General features: G+C 68.0%; 16 protein-coding genes. 6 read left to right on the top strand and 10 right to left on the bottom strand.

The window, feature by feature from the left end; genetic code table 11:
* Positions 1–119: 119 nt before the first annotated feature.
* Positions 120–1,571 (top strand): SDR family NAD(P)-dependent oxidoreductase, encoded by a 1,452-nt coding sequence (locus ACYSM9_RS17850; RefSeq protein WP_461858295.1) that lies wholly within the window; start codon positions 120–122, stop codon positions 1,569–1,571.
* Between the two features lie 18 nt (positions 1,572–1,589).
* A complete protein-coding gene (locus ACYSM9_RS17855; RefSeq protein ID WP_461858296.1) occupies positions 1,590–2,057 on the top strand; it encodes a pyridoxamine 5'-phosphate oxidase family protein in 468 nt (155 codons plus the stop codon).
* Between the two features lie 6 nt (positions 2,058–2,063).
* Here the strand turns inward: ACYSM9_RS17855 and ACYSM9_RS17860 are convergent, their stop codons facing one another.
* From ACYSM9_RS17860 to ACYSM9_RS17870, 3 genes are read right to left on the bottom strand one after another with little or no spacing between them, the layout of a single operon-like run.
* On the bottom strand, positions 2,064–2,915 hold the full coding sequence (locus tag ACYSM9_RS17860; protein ID WP_461858297.1) for a transglutaminase family protein: 852 nt from the start codon (positions 2,913–2,915) through the stop codon (positions 2,064–2,066).
* Positions 2,912–3,838 carry an alpha-E domain-containing protein gene (locus tag ACYSM9_RS17865; RefSeq protein WP_009358288.1) on the bottom strand — a complete coding sequence of 309 codons (927 nt, stop codon included), beginning with the start codon at positions 3,836–3,838 and terminating at the stop codon, positions 2,912–2,914. Before ACYSM9_RS17865 ends, ACYSM9_RS17860 begins: the two co-directional genes overlap by 4 nt.
* A gap of 60 nt (positions 3,839–3,898) precedes the next feature.
* A complete protein-coding gene (locus ACYSM9_RS17870) occupies positions 3,899–5,455 on the bottom strand; it encodes a circularly permuted type 2 ATP-grasp protein (protein ID WP_461858298.1) in 1,557 nt (518 codons plus the stop codon).
* A gap of 113 nt (positions 5,456–5,568) precedes the next feature.
* On the opposite strand from ACYSM9_RS17870, the gene ACYSM9_RS17875 reads away from it, so the two are divergent.
* On the top strand, positions 5,569–6,612 hold the full coding sequence (locus ACYSM9_RS17875; protein WP_461858299.1) for a YeiH family protein: 1,044 nt from the start codon (positions 5,569–5,571) through the stop codon (positions 6,610–6,612).
* Between the two features lie 34 nt (positions 6,613–6,646).
* Positions 6,647–9,295, top strand: a complete 2,649-nt coding sequence (gene pepN / locus ACYSM9_RS17880) for an aminopeptidase N (protein ID WP_461858300.1) — start codon at positions 6,647–6,649, stop codon at positions 9,293–9,295.
* 79 nt (positions 9,296–9,374) lie between these two features.
* Here pepN and ACYSM9_RS17885 read toward each other — a convergent pair whose 3' ends face one another.
* Positions 9,375–10,460 carry a lipoate--protein ligase family protein gene (locus tag ACYSM9_RS17885; protein ID WP_461858301.1) on the bottom strand — a complete coding sequence of 362 codons (1,086 nt, stop codon included), beginning with the start codon at positions 10,458–10,460 and terminating at the stop codon, positions 9,375–9,377.
* 99 nt (positions 10,461–10,559) lie between these two features.
* On the bottom strand, positions 10,560–10,817 hold the full coding sequence (locus ACYSM9_RS17890) for a type B 50S ribosomal protein L31 (protein ID WP_003802336.1): 258 nt from the start codon (positions 10,815–10,817) through the stop codon (positions 10,560–10,562).
* A gap of 232 nt (positions 10,818–11,049) precedes the next feature.
* Here ACYSM9_RS17890 and ACYSM9_RS17895 point away from each other — a divergent pair, with 232 nt between their 5' ends.
* Positions 11,050–12,435 carry an NAD(P)-binding protein gene (locus tag ACYSM9_RS17895; protein WP_461858302.1) on the top strand — a complete coding sequence of 462 codons (1,386 nt, stop codon included), beginning with the start codon at positions 11,050–11,052 and terminating at the stop codon, positions 12,433–12,435.
* Positions 12,436–12,583: 148 nt separating this feature from the next.
* On the opposite strand, the gene ACYSM9_RS17900 is transcribed toward ACYSM9_RS17895, so the two are convergent.
* The 3 genes from ACYSM9_RS17900 to ACYSM9_RS17910 are packed head-to-tail and all read right to left on the bottom strand — an operon-like array spanning position 12,584 to position 15,073.
* Entirely contained in the window at positions 12,584–13,477 is an 894-nt protein-coding gene (locus ACYSM9_RS17900) for a TrmH family RNA methyltransferase (protein WP_461858303.1), read from the bottom strand.
* 7 nt (positions 13,478–13,484) lie between these two features.
* Positions 13,485–14,270 carry a sulfite exporter TauE/SafE family protein gene (locus ACYSM9_RS17905; RefSeq protein ID WP_461858304.1) on the bottom strand — a complete coding sequence of 262 codons (786 nt, stop codon included), beginning with the start codon at positions 14,268–14,270 and terminating at the stop codon, positions 13,485–13,487.
* Positions 14,271–14,287: 17 nt separating this feature from the next.
* Positions 14,288–15,073: an ABC transporter ATP-binding protein gene (locus tag ACYSM9_RS17910; protein WP_461858305.1), complete on the bottom strand. Its 786-nt coding sequence runs from the start codon at positions 15,071–15,073 to the stop codon at positions 14,288–14,290.
* Between the two features lie 136 nt (positions 15,074–15,209).
* Between ACYSM9_RS17910 and serB the strand changes: the two genes are divergently transcribed.
* Positions 15,210–16,103: a phosphoserine phosphatase SerB gene (gene serB, locus ACYSM9_RS17915; RefSeq protein ID WP_461858306.1), complete on the top strand. Its 894-nt coding sequence runs from the start codon at positions 15,210–15,212 to the stop codon at positions 16,101–16,103.
* A gap of 8 nt (positions 16,104–16,111) precedes the next feature.
* Here serB and ACYSM9_RS17920 read toward each other — a convergent pair whose 3' ends face one another.
* Both ACYSM9_RS17920 and ACYSM9_RS17925 read right to left on the bottom strand, forming a co-directional pair.
* Positions 16,112–16,321, bottom strand: coding sequence for a PLDc N-terminal domain-containing protein (locus tag ACYSM9_RS17920; RefSeq protein ID WP_461858307.1), 210 nt, complete (start codon positions 16,319–16,321; stop codon positions 16,112–16,114).
* 117 nt (positions 16,322–16,438) lie between these two features.
* On the bottom strand, positions 16,439–17,203 hold the full coding sequence (locus ACYSM9_RS17925) for an SDR family oxidoreductase (protein WP_461858308.1): 765 nt from the start codon (positions 17,201–17,203) through the stop codon (positions 16,439–16,441).
* Positions 17,204–17,239 lie beyond the last annotated feature (36 nt).

Raw genomic sequence — 17,239 nt, forward strand, 5'->3', positions numbered from 1 at the left:
GGCGTCACCGGACGGTGCTCGGGTGTCCTGATCCGGAATCCCCTCCCCCCACCGGACCGCGCGGGCCGGAGCACCAGGACGGTGCTCCGGCCCGCAGCGTACGCTGTAAAATTTGGCTAATGAGCTCCCCCGATCTGACCCCTGAGGAAATCCAGGCCTGCCTCAAGGTCCTGAACACGATCCACGCGTACGACGAGGAGCACCCCGACTACATCTCGGTGCGCCGCGCCACGGGAAAGATGTTCAAAGCCGTCAAGCGGCACCGCCGGGTCACCAAGCGCGACCTCATTGCCGAAGCGGACAAGGCCGTCATCGCGCAGACCGCCACCGCCGCCCCGGACCGGATCGACGACGAAACCCGCGGCAACAAGCTCGCACCCTCGGCCACCGGCAAGGTGGCAGGGCACCTCATCCGGTCCCGCCCCTGCTACATCTGCAAGCAGCACTACACCCAGGTGGACGCCTTCTACCACCAGCTGTGTCCCGAATGCGCAGCCTTCAGCCACAGCAAGCGCGACGCCCGGACAGACCTGACCGGCAGGCGGGCGTTGCTCACCGGGGGCCGCGCGAAGATCGGCATGTACATCGCCCTCCGCCTGCTGCGCGACGGTGCCCACACCACCATCACCACCCGCTTCCCCAAGGATGCGGCGCGCCGGTTCGCGGCGATGGAGGACAGCGCCGACTGGCTGCACCGGCTCCGGATCGTCGGCATCGACCTGCGCGACCCGGCGGAGGTCATGGCCCTGACCGACTCCCTCAACGAGGCCGGTCCGCTGGACATCATCATCAACAACGCGGCCCAGACGGTCCGCCGCTCCGGCAACGCCTACAAGCCCCTGGTGGACGCCGAGGATGAACCGCTGCCGGCCGCCCTGGAGCAGGCCAACGGCGGCCCGGAACTGCTGACCTTCGGCCACGCCCACGACAAGCATCCGCTGGCGCTTGCCGGCAGCGTCACCGAACACCCGGTCCTGGCCGGCGACGCCATTACGTCCCTGGCGCTGTCCACCGGGTCGGCCTCGCTGGAGCGGATCGCCGCCGGCACCGCCATCGACGCGGGCGGCCTGGTACCGGACCTGGCCACCATCAATAGCTGGACCCAGGTGGTGGACGAAGTGGACCCGCTGGAGATGCTCGAGGTCCAGCTCTGCAACGTCACTGCACCGTTTCTGCTGGTGAGCCGCCTCCGCGGCGCCATGCGGCGTTCCACGGCGCGGCGCAAGTACATCGTGAACGTCTCCGCCATGGAAGGCCAGTTCTCGCGTGCCTACAAGGGGCCGGGCCATCCGCACACGAACATGGCCAAGGCCGCGCTGAACATGATGACCCGCACCAGCGCCCAGGAGATGCTGGACACGGACGGGATCCTGATGACCGCCGTGGACACCGGCTGGATCACGGACGAGCGTCCGCACTTCACCAAGGTCCGGCTCATGGAGGAAGGCTTCCACGCTCCCCTGGACCTGGTGGACGGCGCGGCGCGGGTCTACGACCCCATCGTCATGGGTGAACACGGCGAGGACCAGTACGGCGTCTTCCTGAAGGATTACAAGCCCAGCCCCTGGTGATGGGCGTATGCTCACGGCATGAGCAACGAGTCATCCTCCCAAGTGCAGAACCTTGAACACCACGAATGCTGGGCCCTGCTGCGGACGGTGTCCGTGGGCAGGCTGGCGGTCCTCGTTGACGGCCGCCCGGACATCTTCCCGGTGAACTTCACGGTGGACGGCGGCACGCTGGTCTTCCGCACCAGCCAGGGCACCAAGCTGGCGGCGGCCACCGGGGACGCTCCCGTGGCCGTGGAGGCGGACGGCGTGGACGCCAGCACCGGCATGGCGTGGAGCGTGGTGATCAAGGGAACCGGCGCGCTCGTCAAGAGCACCGAGGAAGTGCTTGAGACCTCCCGGCTGTACCTCTTCCCCTGGCAGGCAGGCCGGAAGGACGCGTTCGTCCGCATCAGCCCCGACTCGGTCACCGGCCGCCGCTTCAAGGTCACGGATCCGATGACCTGGTGGACCCAGATCAGCAGTTCCGCGAAGACGTCCTTCGAGTAGCAGCCCCTACGCGAGCTGGGTGATTTCCACGCTGACGTTGAGCGCCGACCCGCCGCCGCCGGACAGGATGCCCTTCAGGGGCGTCACATCCCGGTAATCCCGGCCCCGGGCGACGGTCACGTGGAAGTCCCCGGCCGGCTTGTGGTTGGTGGGGTCCCAGCTGCGCCATTCGCCGTCCCACCATTCCAGCCACGCGTGTGACTGCCCGGCGACCGTTTCGCCGATGCCGGCACTGGAACGCGGGTGCAGGTAGCCCGACACGTACCGGGCCGGGATGCCGCAGCTGCGCAGGGCCCCGATGGCCAGGTGGGCCAGGTCCTGGCACACCCCCTGGCGCTGGCCCCAGGCCTCCTCCGCGTTGGTGGTGACGGCGGTGGATCCGGACATGTAGGTCATCTCGCCGCGCATCCAGGCGAACACCGCCATGGCTGCCTCGTGCGGGTTCTTCCCGGCCACGACGTCCGGGATGATGCCCAGGACCTCGTCGCCCGGCCCGCTGAGCCGCGACTGCGGCAGCCAGTCGCTGAAGGCGTTGAGGGTCTCCGGCGAGGCGAGGACGTCCCAGCCGACGATGTCCGCCCCGGACGGGATCTTCCCTGCCCGGTGCACTTCCACGGTGATGTTGGAAACCACCTCCAGGTGGTCGTGCGGCATCTGCATGTCGAAGGCAGTGACCCGGGTGCCCCAGTAGTCGCGGTAGGTGCTGACCGCCGCCTGCGACGGGGAGACCTTGACCAGCGATTCCAGGACCACCTGCTGGGAGTCCGTCAGCGGTGTCATCCTGGCTTCGTTGTATGACAGGGTGACGCGCTTGTTGTACTTGTACGCCGTCCGGTGGACGATGCTCAGCCGGGTCATGAAACTTCTCCCACCCAGGCCAGTTCGTCCGCCTGATTGAAGTACTTACGGGAAATGGCGTCCGAAGCCTGGGACACGGCCTTTTGTACGCGCTCCATGTGCTCGGGCAGCTCGGACATGAGGTCGTCGGTCCGGTGGAACTCGAGGAAGGTCCGGGCCTGCCCCACTATCCTGCGGGCGTCGTTGATGAACCCGACCCGCTGCGCGGAGGGGTCCAGCTTGGCCAGGCACTCGTCGGCGTCGCGCAGGGCGTAGACGATGGACCGCGGGAAGAGGCGGTCCAGGAGCAGGAACTCGGCGGCGTGCTGGTCGCCGAACGCTGCGCGCCGCGTCCGGAGGAACGACTCGTAGGCGCCGGCGCAGCGGAGCATGTTGACCCAGGACATGCCGGCCGAGAGGACATCGCGCGTGGACAGCATGCGTGCGGTCATGTCGGCCCGTTCCAGGGAACGGCCCAGCACCAGGAACAGCCAGCTTTCGTCGTGGCTCACCGTGGTGTCCGCGAGGCCGCTGACCATGGCCGTGCGTTCCAGGGTCCAGTTGCAGAACCGGTAGGTGCCCACCACGTCCTTGCGGTGCTGGCTCAGCCCGTAGTACGTGGTGTTCAGGCTCTCCCACAGTCCCGAGGAGACGGTTTCGCGGGCACGGCGGGCGTTCTCGCGGGCCGCGCCCAGGGAACCTGCGATGGAGGTGGCGCTGGTCTTGTCGTAGGCCAGGGCATGGAGCAGTTCCGGCAGGCCGAAGTCCTCGTTCTGCGGGCGCGCGCCCATGACGGCCAGCAGTTCCTGCGCCACGCTTTTGCGTTCCTCCATGGGCAGGTGGTTCAGCCGCTCCAGGTGCACGTCGAGGATGCGGGCGGTGCCGTCGGCGCGTTCCACGTAGCGGCCGATCCAGAACAAGGATTCGGCAATACGGCTAAGCATTCGCGGCTACCTCCTGCGGGCCCGAAACTGAAAAAATCATGGGGGCAATGACGGCGGGGGTCACTGCTGCTGCTCCGACTGGCGGTCGCGCCAGTTGCTTTCCACCGGCCACACGGAGACCCGTTCACGGACCGTGACCGACTGGCGGGGAAGGGTCTCCACCGGCATCTGGGGCGAATCGGCCAGGACCCAGGTGTCCTTGGAACCGCCGCCCTGGCTGGAATTGACGATCAAGGACCCTTCCTTCAGGGCTACCCGGGTCAGGCCGCCGGGCAGCACCCAGACGTTGTCGCCGTCGTTCACCGCGAACGGCCGCAGGTCGACGTGCCGGGGACCGAACTTGTCGCCGCCCAGTGTGGGCACGGTGGAAAGCTGCAGGACGGGCTGGGCGATCCAGCCGCGGGGATCGGCGATGATCCGCTGCCGCAGCGCCTCCAGTTCATCGTGGGAGGCGTCCGGGCCGATCACCAGGCCCTTGCCGCCGGAACCGTCCACCGGCTTGACGACGAGGTCGGCGAGGTTGTCCAGGGTGTATTCCCGCGCCTCCTTCTCCTCGAGCCGGTACGTGTCCACGTTCGCGATGATGGGCTCCTCGCCGAGGTAGTACCGGATCAGGTCAGGAACGTAACTGTAGACCAGTTTGTCGTCGGCGACGCCGTTGCCCACGGCGTTGGCGATCGTGACCCCGCCGGCGCGGGCGGCGTTGACCAGGCCCGGGCAGCCGAGCATGGAGTCCGCCCGGAACTGCAGCGGGTCCAGGAAGTCGTCGTCGATGCGCTTGTAGATGACGTCCACACGCTGCTCACCGGCCGTAGTGCGCATGTAGACGCGGTTTCCGCGGCAGATGAGGTCCCGGCCCTCGACGAGCTCGACGCCCATCAGGCCGGCCAGCAGCGTGTGCTCGAAGTAGGCGCTGTTGAACACCCCGGGAGTGAGGACGACGACGGTGGGGTCGTCGACGCCGGACGGTGCGGTTTTGCGCAGGGCCGAGAGCAGCCGGCGCGGGTATTCCTCGACCGGCCGGATGAGCTGCTGGCCGAAGGCTTCGGGCAGGCCCTTGGCCATGGCGCGGCGGTTCTCGAGGACGTAGCTGACGCCGGAGGGTACGCGGACGTTGTCTTCCAGGACGCGGAAGGTGCCGGCGGCGTCGCGGACCACGTCGATGCCGGAGATGTGGACGCGCACTCCGCCGGCCGGTTCAAAACCATGGACCTGCCGGTGGAAGTGGGCGCTGGTGGTCACCAGCTGCCGCGGGATCACGCCGTCGGACACGACCGTCATCTTGTCGTAGACGTCGTTCAGGAAGGCTTCCAGGGCGCGCACGCGCTGGGCTACGCCCCGTTCCAGCACGCCCCACTCGGCCGCGGGAATGATCCGGGGCACGATGTCGAGCGGAAAGGGCCGCTCTTCGCCGGCGTAGTCGAAGGTGACGCCGCGGTCCAGGAAGGTGCGGGCCATGGAGTCCGCGCGGGCGCTGACGTCCGCCAGGGACAGCTTCCGCAGGGCGTCCGCCACCTCGGCGTAGGAGTCCCGTGCCTGCTGCCCGGGGGCGAACATCTCGTCGTAGGCTCCGGTCCGGCCCGCGGCCTCGGAGTAATCCTGGAATAGGTCTGGCATGCCCAATAGCCAACCATCTTTTTGTTTCCAATTCATAAACGGCGCCCCATGCTGGCGTGTTGGCGCCACCCGCCGGTTCGGTGATTCCGGGCCTGATCCTGCACAGTAGGTGAGTGCCACCCAGCAGAAACCCCCACGCGTCCGGCCAGGGCGGTTCCCGGCGCGGCGGGCGCCTGGCTGCCGGGTTGGCGACGGCGGCCCTTGCCGTGGGCGCGGCGTTCCTGCTCCACGGCCTGCTGCCGGCGCTGCCGGCCATGACCCTGGCCGTGGTCCTGGGTGTCCTGGCCGCGAACCTTCCCGGCACGGGGGCCTGGACCGCGGGACGCGCCCGCCCCGGCCTGGACTTCGCCGGCAAGCACCTCATGCGGGCCGGGATCGTCCTGCTCGGGCTCAAAGTCAGCATCATGGATGTCCTGGGGCTGGGCTGGCTCTCGCTGGTCCTGATTGCCGCCGTGGTGGCGGCCAGTTTCGCCGGCACCTACCTGATCTCGCGCGCGTTCCGCCTGCCGCCGGTGACTTCGCTCCTGGTGGCCACCGGCTTCTCCATCTGCGGGGCTTCCGCGATCGGTGCCATGGCCGCCGTCCGCAGGATCCGGCACGCGGACACCGTCCTGCCCGTGGCACTGGTGACCCTCTGCGGCACGCTGGCCATCGGCGTCCTCCCCCTGTTCGTGCATCCCCTGGGCCTCACGGCGGCAGTCTTCGGCGCCTGGACCGGTGCGTCGGTGCACGACGTCGGCCAGGTGGTGGCCACCGCGCAAACCGCAGGGACCGCGGCGCTGGCGATCGCCGTCGTCGTCAAACTCACCCGTGTGCTGCTGCTGGCACCCGTCGCCGCTGTGGCGGGGGTGCACCACCGCCGGGCTGCCCGGCCGGACGGGGTGGATGCCAGGCTGCCGCCCGTGGTGCCCCTTTTCGTGCTGGGCTTCGTGGCGATGGTGCTGCTGCGCTCCTCGGGTTGGCTCGCGGACGCCTGGCTGGAGGCCGGAGCCGCGCTGCAGGACATCCTGCTGGGCGCTGCGCTGTTCGGCCTGGGCTCCGCGGTCCGGATCCGGCACCTGCTGCACACCGGGGGCCGGGCGCTCCTGGCGGCGCTGGCTTCGTGGCTGCTGATCGCCTTGCTGGGGCTGGCGGCGGCCCTCCTGATCGCCGGGTAACCGGACCGGACCGGCAGCGTGATTAGATAGCCGGGTGCCACTTGAGAATCTGCAGCGCAGCGAAGCCGCCGAACGGTCAGCCCTGATTACGACGGCGGACTACGACGTCTCCCTGGATGTCCGCCAGGCCGCGGACCCGGACGTGGCCGGCTACACCACCCGCAGCGTCATCACCTTCACCGCCTCGAAGCCGGGGGCCTCCACGTTCCTCGACTTCATCGGCGCCGGTGTGCACAGCGTGGCCCTCAACGGCAGGGCCCTGGCGGTGGAGGATGTGGTGGACGGCTCCCGGATCAGGCTGGACAACCTCCTGGCCCAAAACCAGGTGACGGTGACCGGCACCGCCCTGTACAGCCGCTCCGGCGAGGGCATGCACCGCTTCGTGGACCCCGCCGACGGCCAGTGCTACCTGTACACCCAGTACGAGCCCGCGGATGCCCGGCGCGTGTTCGCCAACTTCGAGCAGCCCGACCTCAAAGCCACCTACACCTTCCACGTCATGGCGCCGGCGCAGTGGCAGGTGGCCTCCAACGGCGCCGAGGTGAAGCGCACACAGCTCACCAGCGACCCGGCCACGGCCTGCTGGGACTTCGCCACCACCTTGCCGATGTCCACCTACATCACCACCGTGCTGGCCGGCCCCTACTTCAAGGCCGAGGACCGCTGGGAAGCAACGCTCGACGACGGAACCCGCCTGGACGTGCCGCTTGCCCTCTACTGCCGGGCCTCGATGGCGGACTCCTTCGATGCCGGCGAGCTGTTCCGGCTGACCAAGAGCGGGCTCGACTTCTTCAACCGGCTCTTCGACTTTCCCTACCCGTGGGGCAAATACGACCAGGCGTTCGTCCCGGAGTACAACCTCGGCGCGATGGAGAACCCTGGCCTGGTCACCTTCACCGAAAGCTACGTCTTCACCTCCCGCGCCACCGACGCCCAGTACCAGGGCCGCGCCAACACCCTCATGCACGAGATGGCGCACATGTGGTTCGGCGACCTGGTGACCATGCAGTGGTGGGACGACCTGTGGCTGAAGGAATCCTTCGCCGACTACATGGGCACCCTGGGCGTTGACCGCGCAACGGACTGGGACACCGCGTGGGTGAACTTCGCCAACAAGCGCAAGGCCTGGGCCTACGTCCAGGACCAGCTGCCCACCACGCACCCGATCGTGGCGGACATCCCTGACCTGGAAGCGGCCAAGCAGAACTTCGACGGGATCACCTACGCCAAGGGCGCCTCGGTGCTGAAGCAGCTGGTGGCGTACGTGGGCTTTGACGCCTTCATCGCCGGATCGCGGGCCTACTTCCGCAAGCACGCCTACGGCAACACCACCCTGGCGGACCTTCTGGAGCCCCTGGGAGCGGCGTCCGGGCGGGACCTGGCGGGCTGGGCGCAGCAGTGGCTGCAGACAGCCGGAATTTCCACCCTGTCCCTGGACATCATTCCGGAAACGGACGACGACGGCGTGCCGGCCGCCGTCGCGATCGTCCAGGAGGCAACGGATCCTGTCACGGGACGGGAGGAACTGCGGCCGCACCGCCTGCGCGTCGGGTCCTACGATTTTGACGCATCCGGGGCCCTGGCTCGGACCGGCAGCATCGAAACAGACGTGCTGGGCGCCCGGACGGAGCTGCCCCAGCTGGCGGGACGGCAGCGGCCGGCGCTGCTGCTGGTCAATGACGACGACCTCACCTATGCCAAGGTCCGGCTCGATCCGGTCTCCGAAGCTACGGTCCGCGCTGCCCTGGACCGGATCAGCGACCCGATGGCCCGGGCACTGTGCTGGACGGCGCTCTGGAACTCCGCACGGGACGGAGTGAGCCCGGCCCCGCATTACGTTGACGCCGTCGCTGCCTTCGCCCCGGCCGAGCCGGGCATTGGCGTCCTGCTGAACATCCTCGACAACGCCGTGACCGCCGTCGAACGCTACACACCTGCCGGAAGCCGCCCGGCAGTGCGCGCCTCCTTCCTGGCCACCGCGGCTGCCGAACTGGACCGGGCCACCCCGGGGTCCGACCAGCAGCTGGCCTGGGCCCGGACCCTTGGCACGCTCAGCCGGCACGACCCCGTGCTGCTGCCACGGCTGCGGAGACTCCTGGACGGGACAGCCGCCGTCGAAGGCCTGGCCGTGGACGCGGAGCTGCGCTGGCATTTCTGGCACGCCCTCGCCGCGCAGGGGCAGGCTTCCGCGGCTGAACTGGACGCGGAACTGAAGCGGGACACCACAGCCTCCGGACGCGCCGGACATGCCACCGCAATGGCCTCCCGCCCCGATCCGGAGGTCAAGGCCGCGGCCTGGAATGCTGCCGTGAAGGGCACACAGCTGTCCAACCAGCTGCTCACTGCGACTATCAGCGGATTCACCACTGCCCCGGCGGAGCGGCTGGAACCCTATGTGGAACCGTATTTTGCGTGCCTGCGGAAGACGTGGGACACCCGCAGCATCGAGATCGCCGGCCGGATCTTGCGTGGCCTGTATCCAGCGGCGCAGGACCTTCCCGCGGGGACGCGCCCGGAGGACCAGAGGGTGCTCCGGCTGACGGACGGCTGGCTCGCCGCCAACCAGGACGCCCCGCACGCGTTGCGCCGGATCGTCATCGAGCAGCGCAGCCACCTGCTGCGGGCACTCAACGCCCAGGCCGCCGTCGTGGATTCATCGACCCCGGCCGCGCCTGCGCACTGACGGCGCTCATCGATGCGCAGGGACGGTCCCTGCGCAGCGAACCGGGGCCTCACTGCGCCCTGGCGCTCACAGTGCGGCGTCACGGGACCCGGTGGAGCCACTCCTCGGTGCCGAACTTGGCGGCCACCCGCTCCTCGGCGGCGGCCAGCTCCTGCCCCGTCAGCTGTGACGGTGTTGCCCCGTAGCGCTCGCTGAAGACGCCCATCATCGCCTCGATGATGGCGGTGCGCGCCAGACCGGTCTGCCTCCGGAGCGGGTCCACCCGTTTCTTGGCGCTGCGGGTGCCTTTGTCGGAGAGTTTCTCCTTGCCGATCCGCAGGACCTCCACCATTTTGTCGGCGTCGATGTCGTAGCTCATGGTCACGTGGTGCAGCATGCCGCCGTTGGCCAGGCGCTTCTGCGCGGCGCCGCCGATCTTGCCCTGGTCCGTGGCGATGTCGTTCAGCGGGACGTAGAACGCGTTGATGCCCAGCTGCTCCAGCGCGGCCATGACCCAGGCGTCCAGGAAGGGGTAGGAGTCCGCGAAGCTGAGCCCGTCCACCAATGTCTGCGGCAGGTACAGCGAGTAGGTGATGCAGTTGCCGGCTTCCATGAACATCGCTCCCCCGCCGCTGATCCGCCGGACCACGTTGATGCCGTGCCGGGCGGCGCCGGCCGGATCCACCTCGTTGCGCACCGACTGGAAGCTGCCGATGACCACGGACGGCTCCTGCCAGTCCCAGAACCGCAGCGTCGGGGTGCGCAGCCCTGATCCCACCGCCTCGGTCAGGACTTCGTCCAGGGCCACGTTGATCTCGGTGGGCAGGACACTGGGCGCGATGACGTTCCACTCATGGTCAGCCCAGGAAGTCGCCTTGGCCAGTGCACGGCGGACGGTCACGGCGACGGCGTCGGCGGAGAAGCCGAAGAGGACTGCTCCGGCCGGCAAGGCGGCGGTGACGGCCGCGGCGAGGTCGGACGCGGGCGTCGTGTCCGGGAGGCCTGTCAGAGCCCGGTTGATGTCGTCCAGCGCCTCATCCGGTTCCAGGAAGAAATCGCCGCTGATCGATACCCCGGCCAGCCGGCCGTCCACCACGGCCAGGTCGGCCACGACGAGCTTGCCGCCGGGAACCTTGTACTCGCCATGGAGCCGCTGGTTGTTGGCAGGTGGAAGGGGCTGTGTCATGCCTTCCATCCTGCCCCAGAAAACAGGTGCGCGGTTAACGCAGGAAGCCCGCACCGTTGCCGGTGCGGGCTTCCTGGACAACAAGCTCTGGCGAAGGAATTACTTCTTGCCGCCGAAGCCCTTGAAGCGAGCGTTGAAGCGCTCGACGCGGCCTGCAGAGTCCATGATGCGCTGCTTGCCCGTGTAGAACGGGTGGGACTCGGAAGAGATTTCGACGTCGATGACCGGGTAGGTGTTGCCGTCTTCCCACTCGATGGTCTTCGAGGAAGACACGGTGGAGCGGGTCAGGAACTTGGTGCCGGAGGCCAGGTCGTTGAAGACAACAGCTTCGTACTTCGGGTGGATATCAGACTTCATAATGGGACCTTTGTTCACGCAGCTGGATTTTGCCAGTTGCCAGGTATGAATGGGATGGCTGGGATCTGCAGCAGCCGAAGCCGATAAAGCAGGACAACCAGCAATCAATCATAGCCGACGCGGAAGGGGCTGACGAACCGGCGCGGCCTGCCCGGTGGCAGGCGCCACCTCCCGACGGTACCTGCGCACCGGGGGATTCCCCTGCGCAGACGGCCGGGTTTACTGTGGGTGCGTGCGCGGGCGCGTCGAAGCCGACTATCTGGTGGTCGGCGCTGGGACAGCGGGGATGGTCTTCACTGACCGGATCCTCGCGCATTCGGATGCCACGGTTGCGATCGTCGACCGTCGGCACGCACCCGGCGGACACTGGCAGGACGCATATCCGTTCGTTCGGCTGCACCAGCCCGCGAACCTCTATGGCGTCGAATCCGTGCCATTCGGAGCCGACAGGCGCGACGTCAGCGGCACGAACGCAGGCATGTACGAGCTGGCAGGCCCGAGCGAAATTTGCGCGCACTTCGAAGAGGCGATGACGCGGGTCTTCCTTCCGACTGGTCGTGTAGTTTACCTGCCCGAGTGCGAGTTTGTTGACGAAGGTCGAATCATCTCCCGCCTGGACGGCCGCACCGTGCCCGTCAGCGTGCGCCGCCGCGTGGTGGACGCGAGGTATCTCGAGGGCCGCATCCCCGCCAGCTCCACCCCGCCGTTTGCCGTGGCCGAGGGAGTCCGCTGCATCCCCACCGGTGGGCTCGCCCGTCTCGCCCACCCGGCGGGACGCTTCACCGTGATCGGCGCGGGAAAGACCGCCCTCGACACGTGTGTGTGGCTTCTCGAGCGGGGTGTGGATCCCGCCGACCTCACGTGGATCAAACCGCGCGAGGGTTGGTGGCCGAATCGGCGCTACCTGCAGCCGCACGACATGGTTGTCGAGCAGTACGTCGCGAACGCCGCACAGATCGAGGCCATGGCCCAGGCGACGACGGTTGACGATCTCTTCGCACGGCTCGACGAACAGGGAATCCTGCTGCGGGTCGATCCGTCGGTGCCGCCCACGATGTTCCACGGCGCGATCGTCGGAGAAGCCGAGATCGCCCTCCTCCGGCAGATCGAGGATGTCGTCCGCCTCGGCCACGTGCGTGCTGTCGAGCGCGACCGCATCATCCTCGACGACGGCGTCATCCCCACGACGCCCGACACGCTGCACGTCCATTGCGCGGCGTCGGGGCTCGCGCGGCCGCCACTGCGTCCGATCTTCGAACCTGGCCGCATAACCCTTCAGCCGATGTTCTGGGGCACGGTCTCGTTCCAGTACGCGATGCTTGGCGTCGTCGAAGCCGAACTCCCGGACGATGACCAGAAGAACAAGCTGTGCCGCCCGCTGCACCTCTGGGACCGGAATGTCGACTTCCTCATCGCCTACGCCGCACTGATGGCGAACGCCCGGGCACGCGGCCACCATCCGGCCGTGTCCGCTTGGTCGCGCACGAGCCGGCTGTATCCTTTCGCCGAGCTGGAGCGTTACGCGGACGATCCACGAATCCCCGAAGCTCGCGAGCGCAGCCGGGCCCATGCCGCCGGAGCGCTCTCCAACCTCCCCCGCCTCATCGCCTCGGCGTGACCCGGTCATCGTCGGCCGGCCTTCACCGCAGCGGCGAGGTCCGCCCTCAACGCTCGCTGTTTACCCGAGGGCTCAGCGCAGGCGCTGATTACAGGCGATGAGCACCGCGCACATACTTGACGGGAATCTTCCGCTGGGTAGCAAGCCACTACCTGGTCGCGTAGAAGGCGACCGCCGACGAGGCAGCGACGTTGAGCGAGTCGACACCGTTCATCATCGGAATCGTCACGCGCGCGTCGAGCACTTGATCGGTCTCAGGTCTCAGCCCGTCCCCCTCGGTCCCGAAGACCAGCGCCAGGTTCGGATGGTCCTGGGCGACCAGCTCATCAAGAGTGATGGCGCCCTCGCCGAGCGACATGCCGGCCACGAAGTAGCCTGCTTCCTTGAGGACCTCAAGGTCCTCAGGCCACGACTCGATCCGCGTCCAAGGCACCTGGAACACCGTGCCCATCGACACTCGGATGGAACGTCGGTACAGCGGGTCGGCGCACTGGGGCGAGACCAGCACAGCGTCGACTCCGATGGCTGCGGCACTGCGGAAAATCGCACCAACATTTGTATGGTCGGTAAGGTTCTCCAGGACCGCGATCCTTGATCGTCCCGGTAGTCGAGCGGTGTCCGGCCCTTGTACTTTGGGGTCAATGACATTCGTGTGGTCCACGACGTCCTCCAGCACCGCCACGCGGCGCGCCCCGGCCAGGAGTTCGGGCAGCGGTACCGGCGCGGGACGTTCCATGGCCGCCATGGCGCCGCGGTGCAGGTGGAATCCGGTGATTTCCTCCAGCAGTGCGGCCGTGCCAATGAACACCGGGACGTCGGGGTACGCCTTGAAGACGTCATCGAGGTCCGCCAGCCACTTCTCCGCGAGGAAGAATGAGCGGGGTTGGTGGCCGGCGGCGAGGGCCCGGCGCAGCACACGGGAGGACTCGGCGATGTACATCCCCTCCGCCGGTTCGCGGAGCTTGCGCAGGTGCACGTCGGTCAGGGTGGTGTAGTCGCTGACGCGGGGGTCGTCGGCGGACTCGAGGTAGTGGAACGTCACCGGGCGATTATTTCAGCAGGTTGGCGATCATGACGCCGAGGGCCACGATGCCGAGGGTGAAAATGACCCCCCGGAGGACACGCGGGGACAGCTTTCGTCCCACCTTGGAGCCCAGGAGGCCGCCGATGGTGGAACTGACCGCGATCAGCAGCACCACCAGCCAGTTGATCCGGTCGAAGGCGAAGAGCAGGTACGAGATGGCCGCCACCATGTTCACCCCGAGCACTAGGATGTTCTTCATCGCGTTGGCGTTCTGGATGGTCCCGGTCAGGAAGACGCCGAGGATGCCCACCAGCAGGATCCCCTGCGCTGCGACAAAGTAGCCGCCGTACACGCCCGCCAGGTAGACGAGGACCACCAGCAGGATGCCGTGGCGCTTGTCCCGCACGGCGTGCTCCGGGTTGGCCTCACGGTTGCGCACCCAGTCCTGGAGCCGCGGCTGGAACACCACCATGAGCAGCGCAAGGACCAGCAGCGCCGGCGCGACGTAGTGGAAGACCTTTTCCGGCAGGTGCAGCAGCAGCCAGGCTCCGGAAACACCACCCAGCACGGATGCGGGCAGCAGGCGCAGGACCTGCCGGCCGCGGCCGGCCAGTTCGCGCCGGTAGCCGAAGGCCCCGGCGGCGGTCCCGGCCACCAGCCCCATGGCGTTGCTCATGGAGGCGACGACGGGCGCCACCCCCAGTGCGATCAGCACGGGGAAGGTGACGAGGGTGCCGGAGCCCACCACGGCGTTGATGGTGCCGGCCCACAGGCCGGCGATGGACACAATGATGCTGCTGAAAAGTTCCAAACCGGGGAGAGCCTGCCCTAGCGGCGGGCCGTGGCCGTGTAGCGTCCGGCGTTTTCGGACACGTCCAGCGGCAGGCCAAAGGTGGTGCTCAGGTGCTCTTCGGTCAGCACCTCGGTGATGGGGCCGGCGGCGACGACGCCGCCGTCGCGCAGGAGCATGGCGTGCGTGAAGCCCGGCGGGACTTCCTCAAGGTGGTGGGTGACCAGGACCATGGCGGGCGCGCCCTCGTCGCGGGCGAGCTCACCGAGCTTGTGGACGAGCTCCTCGCGTCCCCCCAGGTCCAGTCCGGCGCCCGGCTCGTCCAGCAGCAGCAGTTCAGGGTCCGTCATGAGGGCGCGGGCGATCTGGACGCGCTTGCGCTCTCCTTCGGACAGGGTGGCGAAGGTCCTGTTGAGCAGCGGCCCCATGCCCCAGTCGTTGAGCAGGCGGAAGGCGCGGCGTTCGTCGTCGCGTTCGTACCCTTCCCGCCAGCGGCCAGTGACACCGTAGGCGGCGGTGACCACCACGTTGAGGACGTTCTCCTGTTCCGGGATCTGGGTGGCGAGGGCCGCGGAGGACAGGCCGATGCGGGGACGCAGTTCGAAGACGTCCACGCGGCCCAGCACTTCGTCAAGGATGCCGGCGGTGCCGCTGCTCGGGTGCAGCCTGGCTGCCGCGATCTGGAGGAGTGTGGTCTTGCCGGCGCCGTTGGGACCAAGGATCACCCAGCGTTCGCCTTCGTTGACCTGCCAGTCGACCTTGTCCAGCAGGGTCTTTTTGCCACGGACAACGCTGACGGAGTCCAGTTCCAGAACATCACTCATAGGAGTAGACACTAGGACAAAAAAGGAGCCGACTGATAACCGGAGGGGGCCCCGCAAAAGCGCCATCCCCCGCGGCAAATGTGCCGGTGCGCAATGAATTCAGGGGACCCTGCCGCCGCTCGATAAGATTGCAGGCATGACTTCGAACGTGACTGCGGTCAGCTATGGCCAAAATATGACCCCCACCGGGCTGGAGCAGCTGCGTTCCGTCCTGGCATCCGCCGGCGCCGGCGTGCTCACCGAGGACTCCCGGGGTGATGAACGTTACAGCGTGCACGTGGCCGAACTGGCCCTGCCGGACGCGACGGCCGCCGGCGTTGCAGCCCTGCGCCGCGCCGTGGCCGACGCCGCCATCGATGGCTTTGATACGGCGCTGGTGCCTTCCGGCCTCCGGTCCGCGGCGCGGAAGCTGCTGATCATGGACGTGGACTCCACCCTGATCCAGCAGGAAGTCATCGAACTCCTGGCCGCCTACGCCGGTAAGCGTGAGGAGGTGGCGGCTGTCACCGAGGCCGCCATGCGCGGCGAACTGGACTTCGCCCAAAGCCTGCACGCCCGGGTGGCCGTACTCGCCGGGCTGCCGGCCGACGTCGTCCATTCCGTCCGGAACGAAGTGAAACTCAGCGAAGGTGCCGCTGAGCTGGTGGCAGCCTTCAAGGCGGCAGGCCACGCCGTGGCCGTGGTGTCGGGCGGCTTTAACCAGATCCTTGAGCCGATCGCGGACGAACTGTCCCTTGACTACTGGCAGGCCAACGAGCTGGAAATCGTGGACGGCGCCCTGACCGGGAAGGTGCTTGGCGCCGTAGTGGACCGCGCCGCCAAGGAGAAGTACCTGCGGGAGTGGGCAGCCGCCGAGGGCATTGCCCTCGAACACACCATTGCCGTGGGCGACGGCGCCAACGATTTGGACATGCTCGGCGCCGCCGGCATCGGGGTGGCCTTCAACGCCAAGCCCGCCGTCCGGGCAGTGGCCGACGCTGCGCTGAACATGCCGTACCTGGATGCCGTCCGCTACATCGCGGGCGTCTGACAGCGCTGCTAACGCGGGCGGGGCCGCCCGGCAAGCAGCCAGGCCAGGCCGCCAAACACGTTGCCCACCACCAGCAGGACGAGCCACGCGTCCCGGGTCATCCCCCGGATCCGCCGGGGATCGGCCCGGGTGAAGTCCGCCAGGCAGTAGGCCCAGAAAACCACCGCGGCGGCAAGAACCACCTGCGGAAGCCAGAACGTGGGCTGCCCAAGGTTCATGCCCCTATTATCGCGCTGGTCCGGCTCCTTGTGAACGCTCCCTTTAGACAGCAGGAGGCAGGGTGCGGCACCGCCGCCGGGACGGTGCCACATCCTGCCTGCCAGGGGGCTGGGCGCTTAGCTGGACGCCTGCCCGGCGCCCTTGCCGAAGTAGTCGGCTCCGCCGGCGTACTCGGTGTGGCCGGATTCGACATCGGCGGTAGCCATCCCGGCCACAACCTGCGCGAATTCCTCCACCGAATACAGCTTGCCGGCCTCCGCGCGGCGGGCCTCGATGGCGCCCGGGGTGGAGCGGTCCAGCAGCGTGGCGGTGACCGTGCCTTCGATCATGTCGCCGGAGACCACCACCAGGGTGATTCCCTTTTCCGCCAGGTTGGGGATCAGTTCGCGCAGTGCGTCTTCACCGGCGCGCTTGCTGCGGGCCACGGGCTCGTAAGCGGGCATGGTGGGAACGGTGTTGATGAAGTGGGCCTGGTGGCTGGTGACGAACACCACCCGGGAGCCCTCCTTCATGAGCGGCACCGCGGCGTTGAGCATGTTGATCTGCGCGTCGCGGTTCAGCTTAAGCGCATAGTCCTCGCCCATGCCGGTCTCCATGCCGCCGGAGGCGTTGAGGACCAGGAGGTCCAGGGACCCGAAGTTCTCCATGGCGGCGGAGGCCAGTGCCTGCACTCCCTCCTGGGTGGTGAGGTCGGCGCCGACGGCAACGGCGCGGCCGCCCGCGGCTTCGATTCCCTGCACCACCTTGTTGGCGCGGGGTGCCTTCTGGCGGTAATTGACGACGACGGCGGCGCCCTCCGAGGCGAGGATCTTGGCTACGTCCGCGCCGATGCCCCGGGATGATCCGGTAACGATGGCGGTCTTGTTCTCCAGCAGTCCCATACGTGCTTCCTTTGTTCGAAACGTCTAAATTGGTGT

This window comes from Arthrobacter sp. C152 (assembly GCF_054890965.1).

Coding starts and splice junctions, on each gene's coding strand:
- ACYSM9_RS17850 (WP_461858295.1), top strand. CDS start 120: ATGAGCTCCCCCGATCTGACCCCTGAGGAAATCCAGGCCTGCCTCAAG.
- serB (WP_461858306.1), top strand. CDS start 15,210: ATGACTTCGAACGTGACTGCGGTCAGCTATGGCCAAAATATGACCCCC.
- ACYSM9_RS17885 (WP_461858301.1), bottom strand. CDS start 10,460: ATGACACAGCCCCTTCCACCTGCCAACAACCAGCGGCTCCATGGCGAG.
- ACYSM9_RS17865 (WP_009358288.1), bottom strand. CDS start 3,838: ATGCTTAGCCGTATTGCCGAATCCTTGTTCTGGATCGGCCGCTACGTG.
- ACYSM9_RS17890 (WP_003802336.1), bottom strand. CDS start 10,817: ATGAAGTCTGATATCCACCCGAAGTACGAAGCTGTTGTCTTCAACGAC.
- ACYSM9_RS17870 (WP_461858298.1), bottom strand. CDS start 5,455: ATGCCAGACCTATTCCAGGATTACTCCGAGGCCGCGGGCCGGACCGGA.
- ACYSM9_RS17855 (WP_461858296.1), top strand. CDS start 1,590: ATGAGCAACGAGTCATCCTCCCAAGTGCAGAACCTTGAACACCACGAA.
- ACYSM9_RS17925 (WP_461858308.1), bottom strand. CDS start 17,203: ATGGGACTGCTGGAGAACAAGACCGCCATCGTTACCGGATCATCCCGG.
- ACYSM9_RS17920 (WP_461858307.1), bottom strand. CDS start 16,321: ATGAACCTTGGGCAGCCCACGTTCTGGCTTCCGCAGGTGGTTCTTGCC.
- ACYSM9_RS17910 (WP_461858305.1), bottom strand. CDS start 15,073: ATGAGTGATGTTCTGGAACTGGACTCCGTCAGCGTTGTCCGTGGCAAA.
- ACYSM9_RS17860 (WP_461858297.1), bottom strand. CDS start 2,915: ATGACCCGGCTGAGCATCGTCCACCGGACGGCGTACAAGTACAACAAG.